This window comes from Pelomonas aquatica (assembly GCF_026712205.1).
Taxonomy (GTDB): Bacteria; Pseudomonadota; Gammaproteobacteria; order Burkholderiales; family Burkholderiaceae_C; genus Pelomonas; species Pelomonas aquatica.
Window position 1 is genome coordinate 30,870 of sequence record NZ_JAPPUW010000005.1, and the last position, 13,307, is coordinate 44,176.

At 70.7% G+C, this 13,307-nt stretch carries 10 protein-coding genes and 1 pseudogene; 5 read left to right on the forward strand and 6 right to left on the reverse strand.

Going from position 1 to position 13,307, the window contains the following annotated elements; translation table 11 throughout:
• Positions 1-12: 12 nt before the first annotated feature.
• Positions 13-1,083: pseudogene (locus NYP07_RS06445) on the forward strand (alkane 1-monooxygenase).
• 46 nt (positions 1,084-1,129) lie between these two features.
• Here NYP07_RS06445 and NYP07_RS06450 read toward each other — a convergent pair.
• On the reverse strand, positions 1,130-2,062 hold the full coding sequence (locus NYP07_RS06450) for a LysR family transcriptional regulator (RefSeq protein ID WP_268148622.1): 933 nt from the start codon (positions 2,060-2,062) through the stop codon (positions 1,130-1,132).
• Between the two features lie 102 nt (positions 2,063-2,164).
• Between NYP07_RS06450 and NYP07_RS06455 the strand changes: the two genes are divergently transcribed.
• The 3 genes from NYP07_RS06455 to NYP07_RS06465 are packed head-to-tail and all read left to right on the forward strand — an operon-like array spanning position 2,165 to position 5,120.
• The gene (locus NYP07_RS06455; protein ID WP_268148624.1) at positions 2,165-3,238 is read left to right on the forward strand and encodes a porin; all 1,074 of its coding nucleotides are present in this window, start codon (positions 2,165-2,167) and stop codon (positions 3,236-3,238) included.
• Between the two features lie 20 nt (positions 3,239-3,258).
• Entirely contained in the window at positions 3,259-4,056 is a 798-nt protein-coding gene (locus tag NYP07_RS06460) for a substrate-binding domain-containing protein (protein ID WP_268148626.1), read from the forward strand.
• Positions 4,057-4,097: 41 nt separating this feature from the next.
• Positions 4,098-5,120 carry a DctP family TRAP transporter solute-binding subunit gene (locus NYP07_RS06465; protein ID WP_378990386.1) on the forward strand — a complete coding sequence of 341 codons (1,023 nt, stop codon included), beginning with the start codon at positions 4,098-4,100 and terminating at the stop codon, positions 5,118-5,120.
• A gap of 324 nt (positions 5,121-5,444) precedes the next feature.
• Here the strand turns inward: NYP07_RS06465 and NYP07_RS06470 are convergent, their stop codons facing one another.
• The 3 genes from NYP07_RS06470 to NYP07_RS06480 are packed head-to-tail and all read right to left on the reverse strand — an operon-like array spanning position 5,445 to position 10,760.
• Positions 5,445-8,690 (reverse strand): error-prone DNA polymerase, encoded by a 3,246-nt coding sequence (locus NYP07_RS06470; protein ID WP_420852382.1) that lies wholly within the window; start codon positions 8,688-8,690, stop codon positions 5,445-5,447.
• Positions 8,663-9,949 (reverse strand): DNA polymerase Y subunit UmuC family protein, encoded by a 1,287-nt coding sequence (locus tag NYP07_RS06475; RefSeq protein WP_268148630.1) that lies wholly within the window; start codon positions 9,947-9,949, stop codon positions 8,663-8,665. The genes NYP07_RS06470 and NYP07_RS06475 overlap by 28 nt, the downstream gene beginning before the upstream one ends.
• Positions 9,918-10,760, reverse strand: coding sequence for a recombinase RecA (locus NYP07_RS06480; protein ID WP_268148632.1), 843 nt, complete (start codon positions 10,758-10,760; stop codon positions 9,918-9,920). Before NYP07_RS06480 ends, NYP07_RS06475 begins: the two co-directional genes overlap by 32 nt.
• A 171-nt stretch (positions 10,761-10,931) precedes the next feature.
• Between NYP07_RS06480 and NYP07_RS06485 the strand changes: the two genes are divergently transcribed.
• Complete coding sequence (locus NYP07_RS06485; RefSeq protein WP_268148634.1) at positions 10,932-11,222, forward strand: hypothetical protein; 291 nt, start codon at positions 10,932-10,934, stop codon at positions 11,220-11,222.
• Positions 11,223-11,237: 15 nt separating this feature from the next.
• Here NYP07_RS06485 and NYP07_RS06490 read toward each other — a convergent pair whose 3' ends face one another.
• Together NYP07_RS06490 and NYP07_RS06495 are read right to left on the reverse strand one after the other, a co-directional pair.
• On the reverse strand, positions 11,238-12,293 hold the full coding sequence (locus NYP07_RS06490; protein WP_268148636.1) for a serine/threonine protein kinase: 1,056 nt from the start codon (positions 12,291-12,293) through the stop codon (positions 11,238-11,240).
• A gap of 23 nt (positions 12,294-12,316) precedes the next feature.
• The gene (locus NYP07_RS06495; protein WP_268148638.1) at positions 12,317-13,168 is read right to left on the reverse strand and encodes a DUF2726 domain-containing protein; all 852 of its coding nucleotides are present in this window, start codon (positions 13,166-13,168) and stop codon (positions 12,317-12,319) included.
• Positions 13,169-13,307 lie beyond the last annotated feature (139 nt).

A 13,307-nucleotide genomic window follows, 5' to 3' on the forward strand; every position in this document is an offset into this window, starting at 1 on the left:
GAAGCGGCCGCCCTGTCCGCTCCTACGCCCGCACGCTGGCGCGATGCCAGGCGCCACGCCTGGCTGCTGTCGGGCCGGTTCCCGGGCCTGGCATGGCTGAACGTCTGGCAGGCCGACCGCAGCAACCCGCCCGAGGCCCAGGGGCCGGCGCTGGAGGTCGACCGCTGGTATCTCGCCGTGCTGCTGCTCTTCGTGCCGCTGCAGTTCGGGTTGACGCTGCACGGCGCCTGGCTGGCGGCTCAAGGCGGGCTGGGCGTGGCGGGCTTCATCGGCCTGGTGCTCACGGTGGGCGGCATCAACGGCGCGGCTATCAACACGGCGCATGAGCTGGGCCACTAGCACGCGGCGTGGGAGCGATGGATGTCGCGCCTGGTGCTGGCGCCCGTGGCCTACGGCCACTTCTTCGTCGAGCACAACCGCGGCCACCATCGCCGCGTCGCCACGCCGGGAGACCCGGCCAGCGCGCGCCTGGGCGAAAGCTTCTGGGCCTTTCTGCCGCGCACGCTGGGGGGCAGCCTGCGTTCGGCCTGGCATCCCGAAGGCCGGCGCCTGGCGGGTCGTGGCCATGGCCCCTGGCATTGGCGCAACGAATGCCTGCAGGCTTGGGGCCTGACCGTGCTGCTGTGGGGTGGACTGGTGGCGTGGCTGGGCTGGGCGGTGCTGCCCTTCCTGCTCGTTCAGGCGGCCTACGGCGTGCAGCTGCTGGAGGTGGTGAACTACATGGAGCACTACGGCCTGCTGCGACAGCAGGGGCCCGACGGCCGCTATGAGCGCTGCGCGCCCGAGCACTCATGGAACAGCAACCACCGCGTGTCCAACTTTTTCCTCCACCATCTGCAGCGCCACAGCGACCACCACGCCCACCCGGCGCGCCACTACCAGGCCCTGCGGCATTTCGAAGAGGTGCCGCAGCTGCCGATTGGCTACGCGGGCCTGCTCCTGGTGGCCTATGTAACGCCGCTGTGGTTCCGGCTGATGGACCGAAGGGTGCTGGCGCATTACGGCGGGGAGCTCAAGCGGGCGAATGTGCAGCCGGGCGCCCGGGCCAGGTTGGAGGCGCGATGGGGGAAAAGTAAGGGTTGACGTCGCCGCGCCGGGACGCGACGACGAGTTCGTTCAGGCTCTCAGCTCACCCGGCGCCGCCTGCTGAAGCAGCGCTTGGCCGCATCGCCAGTTCGCTGCGCAGCGCCTTCACCAGCGCTTGCGCCGGTCCGCCCAAGCGCCTGCCCTGGCGGGTGATCAGGCCCAGGGTGCGCTCGATGCGCGGCTGCTTGAGCGGCACCCCCGCCAGAGCCGCCCCGGGCCGCATGGACAGCGCCAGCCGCGGCACCACCGCTACACCCAGCCCCGCCTCCACCAAGCCCAAGGCGCCGGCCACATGGTTGGCTTCGAACCGCACCACGGGCCGCTGCTTGAGGCGCGACAACGCCTGATCGATCAGCACCCGGTTGCCACTGTCACCTGCCACCGCCACCATGGGCTCGGCCAGCAGGTCGCGCCAGCTCAAGACAGCGCGCCGCGCCAAAGGGTGGTCTGTCCGCAGGGCCAGTACATAGTCCTCGGTCAACAGCGGCTGGAAGTCGATCTCCGGGTGCGAAGCGCCGGTGAAGCTCAGGCCCAGCTCGGCCTCGCCCGACTGCACCGCGCGCAAGACCTCGGGCGCCCCCTCGTCCAGCATGTGCAAGCGCAGCTCGGGGTGCTGGGCAGCCAAGCGGGCAAAGGCTCGCGGCAACAACGCACTCGCCACGGTGGGGATGCAGGCCACCGTGAGGCTGGCGGCACGGCGCGCCACCTCCCGCTCCACCTCATCGACCCCGGTGCGCAGGGCCGCCAGGCCGCGCTCGGCGTGGGCCAGGAACTCCCGACCCTCCGGCGTCAATGCCACCCGGCGTGTGGTGCGCTCCAACAGCCGCACCTCCAGGACCTGCTCCAGCTTGTCCACACGACGGCTTAGGGCGGGCTGCGAGAGGAACAGCGCGTCAGCCGCCCCCTTGAAGCTGCCGGCATGCGCCACGGCGACGAAGGCCTGCACTTCATCGAGCGTCAGATTGATGCGCTTCATGGAAGAGTTAATCCAAATAATGCAATTTACAAATGAGTGTGCCAGTCGCACCATTACTTCACAAGCAGGCGCCCACGCCTTCAGAACACATCGGAGACACCCTTGAAGCGAACACCCATCCTGTCGGCAGCCCTGTTGTCCCTTGCGGCCGGTGCTGCCGTAGCGCAAAGCAGCGTCGTCGTCGGCGGCGTCCTCGACTCCGCCGTCCGCTACGTCCACAACGAAGGCGGCGGCTCGATCAAATCCCTGGTGAGCGGCTCCAGCCAGACGAGTCGCCTGTACTTCCGCGGCGATGAGGACCTTGGTGGCGGCATGTCCGCTGGCTTCTGGCTCGAGTCCGGCGTACTCGCCGACACCGGCACCAGCGCTGGCGGCACGCAGTTCTTCGACCGTCGCGCCACGTTGTCGCTGTCGAGCCGCGGCATCGGCGAGCTTCGCCTGGGCCGCGACTATGTGCCGACCTACACCCTCTGGGTGCGCCACGACCCCTTCGCGCACGTCGGTGTGGCCGGTTCGAACAATTTCTCGTCCTCGTCCCAGCAGGGGCCGATCCGGAGCGCATTCAGCACAGGCCCGAACACGACGGTCCGATCCAGCAACGCCGTGGAATACCTCCTGCCGTCCGATCTCGGTGGGCTTGAGGGCGGCCTGATGGTGGCAGCCGGCGAAGGCGGAACCGCGGCAAATGGCCAAGACAAGCTGATCGGTGGCCGCATCGGGTGGCAGAGCGCCAGCTTCGGCGCGCACGCCAGCCGGGTGATCACCTCCAATGACCTCACGGCGTCCGGCAAGTTCAAGGACACGCTGTTCGCCGCGAACGGGACCGTTGGTCAGGTGCGGATGAACGCGGCTCTGCGCAAGTATGAGCAGGCCCTGTCCGAGGAAACCATCCTCCTGCTTTCGACCGTGGCGACCTTCGGCCAGGTCGACCTGAAGGCGTCCTATCTGCGGGCCAATATGAAGGGCAAGGTCGGCACGACGGTGATTGACGCCAACGATGCGACGCAGATCGGCCTCGGTGCGATCTACAACCTGTCCAGGCGGTCGGCGCTTTATGTCCAAGGTGCTCGCATCAACAACGACGGCAAGGCAAGCTTCTCAATCCCGGGTGGCACGGCGATGGTCGCCGGCGGCAGCTCCACGGCCCTTGAAGCCGGTGTGCGCCACAACTTCTGACCACCAACAGGAGACAAGCCATGATTTCCACGCACTGCAGCCACCCCTTGCTGCACCGACTCGCCCTTTTCCTGCTCACCTGCCTGATGCTGGCCGGCCCCGTCGCCCGGGCCGACGAGGTGCGTGTCGTCAGCTCCGGCGGCTTCGCTGCCGCCTACAAGGCATTGGCGCCGGCGTTCGAGAAGGCCACCGGGCACACCCTGGTCAGCGGCTGGGGGCCGTCGATGGGCGAGACGAAGAACGCGATCCCCCAGCGGCTGGCGCGACAGGAGCCCATCGACGTGGTGATCATGGTGGGCAGCGCCCTGGACCGGCTCGTGGCCAGGGGTCAGCTTGATGGCGCCTCCCGCACGTTGCTGGCCAGCTCCCGCATCGCCCTGGCCGTGCGCCACGGTGCGCCGCAACCCGCCATCGCCACGGTGGAGCAGCTCAAGCAGGCGCTGCTCGCGGCCAAGTCCATCGCCTACTCCGACAGCGCCAGCGGCGTCTACCTGTCGCAGGTGTTGTTCCCCCGACTGGGTCTGGCCGAGGCCTTGAAGGGCAGGGCACGCATGATCCCCGCCGAACCGGTGGGCCAGGTGGTGGCGCGCGGTGAGGCGGAGCTGGGCTTCCAGCAGCTCAGCGAGTTGCAGCACATCGAGGGTATCGACGTGGTCGGCCTGTTGCCCGAGGCCGCGCAGGAGGTGACCGAGTTCTCGGCCGCGGTCGTCCAGGGTGCCGCTCATGCCCAGGCCGGTCAGGCCCTGATCCGCTTTCTGTCCTCGCCCGAGGCGGCGCCCATCATCGACGCCACCGGCTTGAACGCCGCCCACCGCTGAGCCGCCGCTCGCGCCCATTCACAACGATTCGGAGACCTCCCGTGACACGTCGCACCTTCCTGCAGGCCAGCCTGGCCCTTGGCCTGACTTGCGCCCTCGCGCCCATCCTCAGCCAGGCCCAATCGGCGCCCATCGTCATCAAGTTCAGCCATGTGGCCGCGGTGGACACGCCCAAGGGCCAGGGGGCCGAGCGCTTCAAGAAGCTGGCCGAGGAACGCACCAAGGGACGCGTCAAGGTGGAGGTCTATCCCAACAGCCAGCTCTACAAGGACAAGGAAGAGCTGGAGGCGCTGCAGCTGGGCTCGGTGCAGATGCTGGCGCCCTCGGTGTCCAAGTTCGGACCGTTCGGCGTCAAGGAGTTCGAGGTCTTTGACCTGCCCTTCGTCACGCCGGACCAGGCCAGCTACCTAAAGGCTGTTGGCGGCGATTTCGGTGCCGCGATGCTGAAGAAGCTGGACGTCAAGGGCGTGCACGGCCTGGCGTTTTGGGACGCCGGATTTCGCGTCATCACCGCCAACAAGCCGCTGCGCAAGCCCGAGGACTTCAAAGGCCTGAAGATCCGCATCAACTCATCCAAGGTGATCGACGCGCAAATGCGGGCCCTGGGCGTCATGCCTCAGACCATCGCGTTCTCCGAGGTCTACCAGGCGCTGCAAACCGGCGTGGTGGACGGGGCCGACGTGACGCTGTCCAACGTCTACACCCAGAAGCTGTACGAGGTGCAGAAATACGTGACGCTGCTGCATCACTCGCACCAGGTCTATGCGGTGGTGGTCAATCGCAAGTTCTGGGAGGGCCTGCCCAAGGACCTGCGGAGCACGCTGGAGTCCGCCATGGCCGATGCCACCACCTACGCCAACGGCCTGACCCTGGCCGAAGATCGCAACGCCTACGACAAGATCAAGGCGGCCGGCAAGGCCGCGCTGATCGAGCCCACACCGGCCGAGCGCGACGCCATCCGCGCCGTGATGGTGCAGACCCACAAGGACGTGGAAGGCCGCCTGGGTCGTGAAACGATGCAGGCCTTGTACAAGGCGACGGAGTTCAACGCCGGCAAGCGCTGATCCAACGCCTCGAGGTGCTTCAGCACTCCTGGGCTCGGCCATTCGCGCTCGATAGGGGCGTTCGCGGCCCGCCTCCGTGTCCCGCGGTCTTGGCAAGGCTGAGCGCCACGCGTCGCGAATCACCATCCGGCCGACCAGGACGACGATGACTGCCGCCGGATAGATGCCGGGCCGCTCACAGCACGCCGTGGGCCCGCCTTCTTCGGGTGTGCCGCCTGGGTCTGAGCGACGGCTTCAGGGCGGCGAATTCGAGGGCGTGGATGTCGCTGATGGGGCGAAAGCCTCACATGCCCGCCTTCGGGCTTCAAGGCAATAGCCAGCCCCTCACCTGAAATCCCGACTCTCCGTCGGCAATCTCCCCAGCAGCGGGTTGAGATTGGTGAACTGCTGCGCCAGCAGATGCCGCACGTCGCCGTCGCCGCGTTGCCAGATGCCTTCCACGGCCAGCAGCCGTGCGCCGAGGATGGTGCTGCGGTGCGCTTCGTAGACCTTGTTCCAGACGATGACCTGCACATTGCCGGTCTCGTCTTCCAGCGTGACGAAGAGGGTGCCCTTGGCGGTCTGCGGCTTCTGGCGGCCGGTGACGATGCCGCAGGCCTTGGCGCGTCTGCCGCTCCTGAGGCCGTCGAGCTGCCGGGCGCTCAGCAGGCCCTGCTTGGCCAGGCGCGGGCGCAGCAGCGCGAGCGGGTGGCGGCGCAGCGTGAGGCCGGTGGCGGCGTAGTCCCACAGCACTTCCTCGCCCTCGGCGGCGGCGGGCAGTTCGAGCTCGTCCTCGGGCAGCAGGCTTCCTTGCAATAGCGCCGGCATCGCGTGCAGGGCCGAGGCCTGCCAGACCTGCTGGCGGCGGTGGCCGGCGAGGCTGGTGAGGGCGTCGGCGGCGGCGAGCTGCTGCATGTCCTGCTGCGTGAGGCGGGCGCGCAGCGCGAGGTCCTGCGGGTGGGCGAATTCGCCGCCGCGGGCGCGGGCCGTCTCGATGCGCTCGGCCGCGTCGTCGCCCAGGCCGCTGACGAGGCGCAGGCCCAGGCGGACGGCGGGGTGGTGCTCGCCGCCGCGCAGTTCCAGCCTGCTGTCCTTGTCGCTGTGATTGACGTCGATGGCGCGCACCTCGACGTGATGCCGGCGCGCGTCCTGCACCAGCTGGCTGGGCGTGTAGAAGCCCAGCGGCTGGGAGTTCAGCAGCGCGCACAGGAAGGCCGCCGGCTCGTGGCATTTGAGCCAGGAGCTGACATAGGTCAGCAGCGCGAAGCTGGCGGCGTGGGACTCGGGGAAGCCGTAGGAGGAGAAGCCCTTGATCTGCCGGAAGATGCGTTCGGCAAACTCGTCTTCGTAGCCGTTTTTGCGCATGCCCAGCACGACCTTGTCGTAGTATTTTTCCAGCACGCCCGGGCGCTTCCACGAGGCCATTGCCCGGCGCAGTTCATCCGCTTCGCCGGCCGTGAAGCCTGCCGCCAGCATTGCGATCTGCATGACCTGTTCCTGGAAGATGGGCACGCCGCGGGTGCGCCACAGGGCGTCCTTCAGGCCCTTGGGATAGTCGATGTCGTTTTCGCTCTTCGCGCGGTTCTGCAGATAGGGATGCACCATGCCGCCCTCGATGGGCCCGGGGCGGACGATGGCGACCTCGACGACGAGGTCGTAGTAATTGCGAGGCCGCAGCCGCGGCAGCATGGACATCTGCGCGCGGCTCTCGATCTGGAACACGCCGATGGTGTCGGCCGCGCAGATCATGTCGTAGGTGGGCGTGTCGTCCTGCGGGATGGTGGCCAGCTCGTAGGCCTTGCCGCGTATCGGCTGGAGCAGGTCGAAGCAGCGCTTGATGGCCGTCAGCATGCCCAGCGCCAGCACGTCGACCTTCATCATCTTCAGCTCGTCGATGTCGTCCTTGTCCCACTCGATGACGCTGCGGCCCTGCATCGTCGCGTTCTCGATGGGCACGAGGCGCTCCAGCGGTCCTTCGGTCAGCACGAAGCCGCCGACGTGCTGGCTCAGATGCCGCGGCAGGCCGTTGAGCTGGCGGCCCAGCGTGACGAGCTGCTGCAGGCGCGGGTCGTCCTCATGCACGCCCAGCAGGCCCGGCTGCTGCAGCAGCGCGGCGCGGTGGTTCTCGGGCAGCACCTGGCCGGGCCAGCCGCTGTGGTCCTTGCTCATGAGGGCCAGCTGCGCGTCGCTGAAGCCCAGCGCCTTGCCGACGTCGCGGATGGCGCTCTTGGGCCGGTAGCAGATGACGACGGCCGTCAGCGCGGCGCGGTCGCGGCCGTATTTGGCGTAGAGGTGCTGGATGACCAGCTCGCGCCGCTCATGCTCGAAGTCGACGTCGATGTCGGGCGGTTCGCCGCGCTCGCGGCTGATGAAGCGCTCGAACAGCAGCGTGCTTTCCTGCGGGTCGACGGAGGTAATGCCGAGGCAATAGCAGACGACGCTGTTGGCCGCCGAGCCGCGGCCCTGGCAAAGGATCTGCTGGCTGCGCGCGAATGCCACGGTGTCGGCCACGGTCAGGAAATAGTGCTCGTAGCGCAGGTCTTCGATCAGTTCGAGTTCGTGCTCGATGCGATCGCGCCACTTGTCCGCCAGCCCATCGGGCCAGCGTCGGGCTGCACCTTCGTAGGTCAGCATGCGCAGATGCCGGTTGGCCGTCAGCCCTGCGGGGACGACCTCGCTCGGGTAGCGGTAGCTGATCTCGTCCAGCCTGAACGTGCAGCGCGCCGCGACGTTCAGCGTCTCGGCCATCAGCCCGGCCGGGCAGATCTGCGCGATGCGCTGGCGGCTGCGCAGATGCCGTTCGGCATTGGGCTGCAGGTCGAAGCCGCACTCGGCCACGGGGCGCCCCAGGCGCGTGGCGGTCATGACGTCCTGCAGGGCCTTGCGTGAGCGCACATGGAAGTGCACGTCGCCCGCGGCGACCAGGGGCAGGGCGGTGTCTTCGGACAGGGCCTGCAGGCGCTGCAGCCAGGCCGCGTCGCCGGCCTCGCGCAGCAGCTCGGCGGCGATCCAGGCGCGGCCGGCGAAGTGGCGCAGCGCCCAGTGCGCGGGCGCCGCCAGCCCGGCGTCGCTGGCGTCGCGCGGCAGCACGAGCAGGGCCAGGCAGTCGGCGAGCTTCTCGGGCGCGATCTGGCGCCAGTGCAGCGTGTATTCGCCCTTGACCGGGCTGGCGCGGCGCAGCCGCGTGATGAACTGGCTGAGGTTGCCGTAGCCGTGCAGGTTCTGCGCGATCAGCACGAGCTTGAAGCGCGGCTGCCCGGCGTCGTCGCGGACGAGGAACTCGCTGCCGATCAGCAGCCGGGGCAGCGCGGGGATGGGCTGGGCTTCGGTGCCGGCGTCTTCGGCGGCCTTCTTCGCGGCGTGTTCCGCGGCCTCGCGCATCAGCCGCAGCTGCTTGTGCGCGCGCACGACGCCGGCCAGCGAGCATTCGTCGGTGATGGCGAGTGCTTCGTAGCCCAGCGTGCCGGCGCGCTCCATCAGCTCGGCCGGCTCGGAGGCGCCGCGCAGGAAGCTGAAGGCCGACAGGCAGTGCAGCTCGGCATAGGGCGGAGGCGGCGCGAATCTCACGCGAACACCCCGTGCAGGAACCATCCCGACGTCGCCGAGGCCGGCAGCCGCTCGTGATAGACCCACAGCAGCCCGCGCGTGGCGCTGCGGTACACGTAGTAGTCGCGGGTCTGCAGGCCGCCGCCCTGCCACCAGCCGGCCTCGATGCGGTGCGGGCCGCTGATGCGCGCCAGCGGCCCGGCGAAGACCGGCTGTTCCTGCGCATCGCAGCGCAGCGGCTGCGGCGGCTCGACGAGCCAGGTGGGCTGGGGCCCGGGCGGGCGCCGTGCGGCCGGCGCGGGCGGGGCGGGCCAGGGATGCCAGCGCTGCATGTGGTCCAGGCGGTGGTCTTCGTGCAGCCGGCCTTCGCGCACGCGGCCGGCGCCCAGGCGCACGCAGAGGCGTTCCAGCAGCGCGTTCGTCGTCGTGCGCTCCTGGGGGTCGGCGGGCCCCGGCAGCAGGCCGGCGCTGCCTTCCTCCAGCGGCAGCACGCTGTCGGCGCTGAGGCGGAGCTCGCCGGCCGGCGCGGCCAGCGTCGTGCGGGCCAGGTGCTCGGCCAGCAGGCGCGACAGGCGGCGCAGGTCGCGCGTGGTGTCGGCCGTGGCCACGGTCAGCTCGCCGCCGCCGGCGACGTCGCGCGCGCGCATCGCGTCGTGCTGCCAGGCCAGGCGCAGCGCGCGCACGCCGGCATGACGGGCAGCCAGGAAGGCGCAGAGCTGGCGCAGCAGCTGCTCGGCGAAATGCAGCAGCACCGGCGCATGCTCGACGCGCCAGGGCAGCTCCAGGCGGGCGTCGAAGCGCTCGGGCAGCGTCAGCCAGGCGTGGGCCTCGGGCAGGTCGCCGTAGGCCTGGTCCAGGGCCGCCAGCAGGCCGGGGCCGAAGCGCCTGGCCAGCGCGGGGCGGGGCAGCCGGCGCAGTTCGCCCAGGCGCTGGCAGCCCAGCCGGGCCAGCATCGCGTGATGGGCCTGGGCGGCGCTCAGCGCGGCGAGAGGCAGCGCGTCGAGGCGTTCGGCCAGGCGGCCTTGTTGCGGGTGCTGCGGGCAGCGTGCCAGCGCCAGGGCGGCGAGCGCGGTGGGCGCCCAGGCCGCGGCGCCCAGGGCCAAGCCGGCCTGCGTCGCCGCGGCCTGCAGCTTCTGGCGCAGCGCGCGCGCGCCGCCGAACAGCCGCAGGCTGGCCGAGACCTCGGCCACGACCGCTTCCTCCAGCCGGGCGACGCGCGGCGTGAAGCTCAGCGCCAGCCAGGCCAGGGCGTCGCTGTCGCCGGCGGCCGCATCAGGCCTGCGGCACAGGGCGAGCCAGCGCATCGTGGCGCTCCGTCGGGGGGCGGGCCGGTGTGGGCGCAGGCGCGGGCGGGCCCTTGCGCTTGGCCGCCGTCAGCAGCGGCTCCACGGCGCCCGGCACGGCCGCCAGCTTCAGCCAGCCTGCGTGCGCCGGGCCGCGGCGCTTGAGCAGGTGCACGTCGAGGCGCCAGCCCTCGCCGGGCTTGACGACGAGTCGCAGCGGCGCCGCCGAGGACTGCTGGCCGGCGCGCTCCGGCCGGATCAGGAAGAGGGGGGCATCCGAGCCGAGGGCGTTGACCTGCAGGCGCCGGACCTGCTCCGGCCGCGCTTCGGGCAGCCAGGCCAGCACGGCCACGCGCGACTTGACGGCCTGCTCGGCGGCCCAGAGCGCTTCGGCCGGCGTGGCGGCCGCTACCCAGACCAGCGCCGCCGGCGGCAGGCCCAGCGCCTGCAGGCCGGGCAGGTGGGGGGCGTGCGGCGGGTTGATGAGCAGCAGCGAGCGCAGGGCCGGCGCGGCGGCGGCCTGGGCGCGGCGGCCGGGGCGGGCGCCGGGCCCGGCCTGGCCGGCCCACCAGCCGCTCAGGGCCGGGGCCAGCAGCCGCCACTCCAGCACGCCGGGCTGGGGCGTCAGCAGCTCGGTGGCGGCCTGCAGCGGCCAGCCGCCGCCGGGCAGTTCGGCGTCCAGCGCCGCGAAGCCGCTGGGCAGGGTGGGGGCGGCGGCTGCGCCCAGGCTGCTGCCGCGCCACAGCCGGCCCTGCAGGCGGGCGTCGTCCAGCGGCAGGCGGCCGTGCGCGGTCGTCGCGATGGATGTGGTGGCAATGGAAGCGGGCTGCATGGCCGGGTGGAGGCGGTGCGGAGGGAAGAAGCCGGAGCCTGGATGAGACCACGATACTGTAATTGCATCCAGTATTTTGTGGTGGGCAACCCGGCCCGGCAGCGCGCCGGCGCACAATGGCTTGCGCAGGCCGTCGTCGCGGCCTGCGGCCCATGCGGGCGAGGAGGCAGCATGAACCACGGCTTCGGTCACGAGGTACCGGCGCGGCACTCGCCGCGGGAACTGCGGCAGGTCACGCGCTATCTGGTCGTCATCTCGGCGGGCGCGGTCCAGGTCGCCCGTTTCTTCACGGTCAAACGCGAGCCGGTGGCCGAGATCGATGCCGGCACCGAGGAGGTGGCGGTCATGACCGCGGGCGCGGCGGCCACGACGGGCGCCATGGGGCCGGAATGGGATCGCGGCCTGGTGGGGCACAGCGCCGCCGAGCGTGCGAGCGCCACCGTCTACGTGCTGGATCTTTGAGCCGAGAGCGGCAGCTCAGGCAAATCCGTCGCCGTCGAAATCCACCACGTCCTCGTCCCGGGCGAGCGTCGGCATCGCCGTCCTGGGCTTCATCGCCTCCAGCTGTTCCCTGAGCTTGGCCACCTGGTCCAGCCAGTAGTTGGGCGTGCCGAACCACGGGAAGGCGATGGGGAAGGCCGGGTCGCCCCAGCGGCGCGCCAGCCAGGCGCTGTGGTGGATCATGCGCATCGTGCGCAGCGGCTCGATGAGGCGCAGCTCGCGGTCGTCGAACTCGGCGATCTGCTCGTAGCCGTCGAGCACGGCGTTCAGCAGATGGCGGGCGGCCTCGCTTTCGTCGGTTTGGCCGGGCAGCAGCATCCACAAATCCTGCACGACGGGGCCAGTGACGGCGTCGTCGAGGTCGACGAAATGCGGGCCGCGGTCGGGCGTCCACAGGATGTTGCCGGGGTGGCAGTCACCGTGCAGGCGTGTGAGCTGCAGGCCGGGCAGGCCGTCGAAGGCGGCCTGGATGGCGTCGAGGCAGCGCCGGGCGGCGTCGTCCCAGGCGGGCGCGATCTCGGGCGGGATGGCGTCGTTGGCCATCAGCCAGTCGCGCGCCGCCCGGGCCGGCGCGGCGCTGGCCCAGGCGAGGCGTTCGGCAAAGGGCTTTTGCCGCCCGACGCCGTGCAGCCGGGCCAGCAGCCGGCCGATCCAGCGCAGCACCTCGGGGTCTTCCAGCTCCGGCCCGCGCCCGCCCTGGCGCGGCGTGACGGCCAGGCGCTGGCCCTGGTAGTGGAAGAGGGTGGAGCCGCCGCCCAGCAGCCACGGTGCGGCCACCGGCACCTCGGCCGCGGCCAGCTCGGCGGCAAAGCCGTGTTCCTCCAGGATCTGCGCGTCGCTCCAGCGGGCCGGTCGGTAGAACTTGGCCACGGCCGCGCCGCCGTCCTCCAGATGCACCATCAGCACGCGGTTCTCGAACGAGTTGAGCTGCAGCATCCGGCCATCGGCGCGCAGGCCGGCGGCGTCGAGGGCGTCGAGCATGAACTCCGGCGTCAGGTCGCCGAAGCTGAGGTCAGGGGTCGCGGGGTGCATCCGGCGAGTGTCGCCGGTAAGGCTCAGCCCCGGCGGGGGCGCTGGGTCGCGTAGCGCGGCGCGTCGACGACGATGCCGACGATGTCGTCCATCATGGCCTCTTCGTCCGCATCGTCCAGCACGGGCAGGGTGCGCGGGTTGTAGCGCGCCGTGTCGAGGCTGCGCTGCACGGTGCGGCGCTGCGGCATCGGCTGCCGCAGGGTCTGGGCCGGCATGCGCGGGCGCGGCTCGCCGAAGGCGTCATGGCCGCCGAAGACGCTGGCGTCCTGCCACAGCGGCAAGGGCTGCGAGAACTGGCCCCAGTCGCTGCCGAATTCGTCCTCGCCCAGGCCGCGGCGGCGCGGCAGGGCGGGGCTGGCGGCGGGCGCCGGCAGCGGCCCGCGCGGGTTGCTGCCCTGGGGCACGAGGAGCTGCAGCTCGGCGACGCTGGGCAGGTGGTCCGCCGCGCAGCGCAGATGGCGCACGCGGCAGGCCGACAGCACGGCATGCTTGATCTGCAGGCTGCGCGGCGTGACGCCCCGCTCGCCGTCCAGGTCGATGGCGGCCAGCACGCGGCCGTTGGGGCTGCAGACGGCGAAGGTCACGTGCGAGGCGCCGAGCAGGTCGAACCAGTAGCGCACTTCCTTGGCCTCGGTCGGCTGGCAAAAGCGCACCAGCGGCAGCTTGGACAGCACGATATGGTGGGGCAGGGCCTCGCGCAGCAGCCGGAAGACGCGCCGCTCGTCGGCCGTGAACACGGGCCGCGCCGTGAGCGACCACTCCGCCGGCAGGCCTTTATTGGCGTGAGCCGGCCGCCGCAAGGCCCAGACCAAGCCGATGGCAAGGCCCAGCACGCAAACAGCCAGCGCGGCGATCCAATAGATGGCGTACGGCATGTCCCTTGGCGGAGTTTGGCGACAACGCCGACGTTTCTTGCGGCGCAATGGTCGGGCAATGTAGCTCAATGTCCCTAAAACACATTACTCGCTAGCCCCCATGCCCCCGGCCTGAGGGGGAGGGCGAGCTTGACGCTGT

Bases quoted from the DNA above. Each gene is read 5' to 3' on its own strand.
- NYP07_RS06470 (WP_420852382.1), bottom strand. From the start codon at position 8,690: ATGGTTCCTGCACGGGGTGTTCGCGTGAGATTCGCGCCGCCTCCGCCC.
- NYP07_RS06450 (WP_268148622.1), bottom strand. From the start codon at position 2,062: ATGAAGCGCATCAATCTGACGCTCGATGAAGTGCAGGCCTTCGTCGCC.
- NYP07_RS06490 (WP_268148636.1), bottom strand. From the start codon at position 12,293: ATGCACCCCGCGACCCCTGACCTCAGCTTCGGCGACCTGACGCCGGAG.
- NYP07_RS06495 (WP_268148638.1), bottom strand. From the start codon at position 13,168: ATGCCGTACGCCATCTATTGGATCGCCGCGCTGGCTGTTTGCGTGCTG.
- NYP07_RS06475 (WP_268148630.1), bottom strand. From the start codon at position 9,949: ATGCGCTGGCTCGCCCTGTGCCGCAGGCCTGATGCGGCCGCCGGCGAC.
- NYP07_RS06480 (WP_268148632.1), bottom strand. From the start codon at position 10,760: ATGCAGCCCGCTTCCATTGCCACCACATCCATCGCGACGACCGCGCAC.
- NYP07_RS06460 (WP_268148626.1), top strand. From the start codon at position 3,259: ATGATTTCCACGCACTGCAGCCACCCCTTGCTGCACCGACTCGCCCTT.
- NYP07_RS06485 (WP_268148634.1), top strand. From the start codon at position 10,932: ATGAACCACGGCTTCGGTCACGAGGTACCGGCGCGGCACTCGCCGCGG.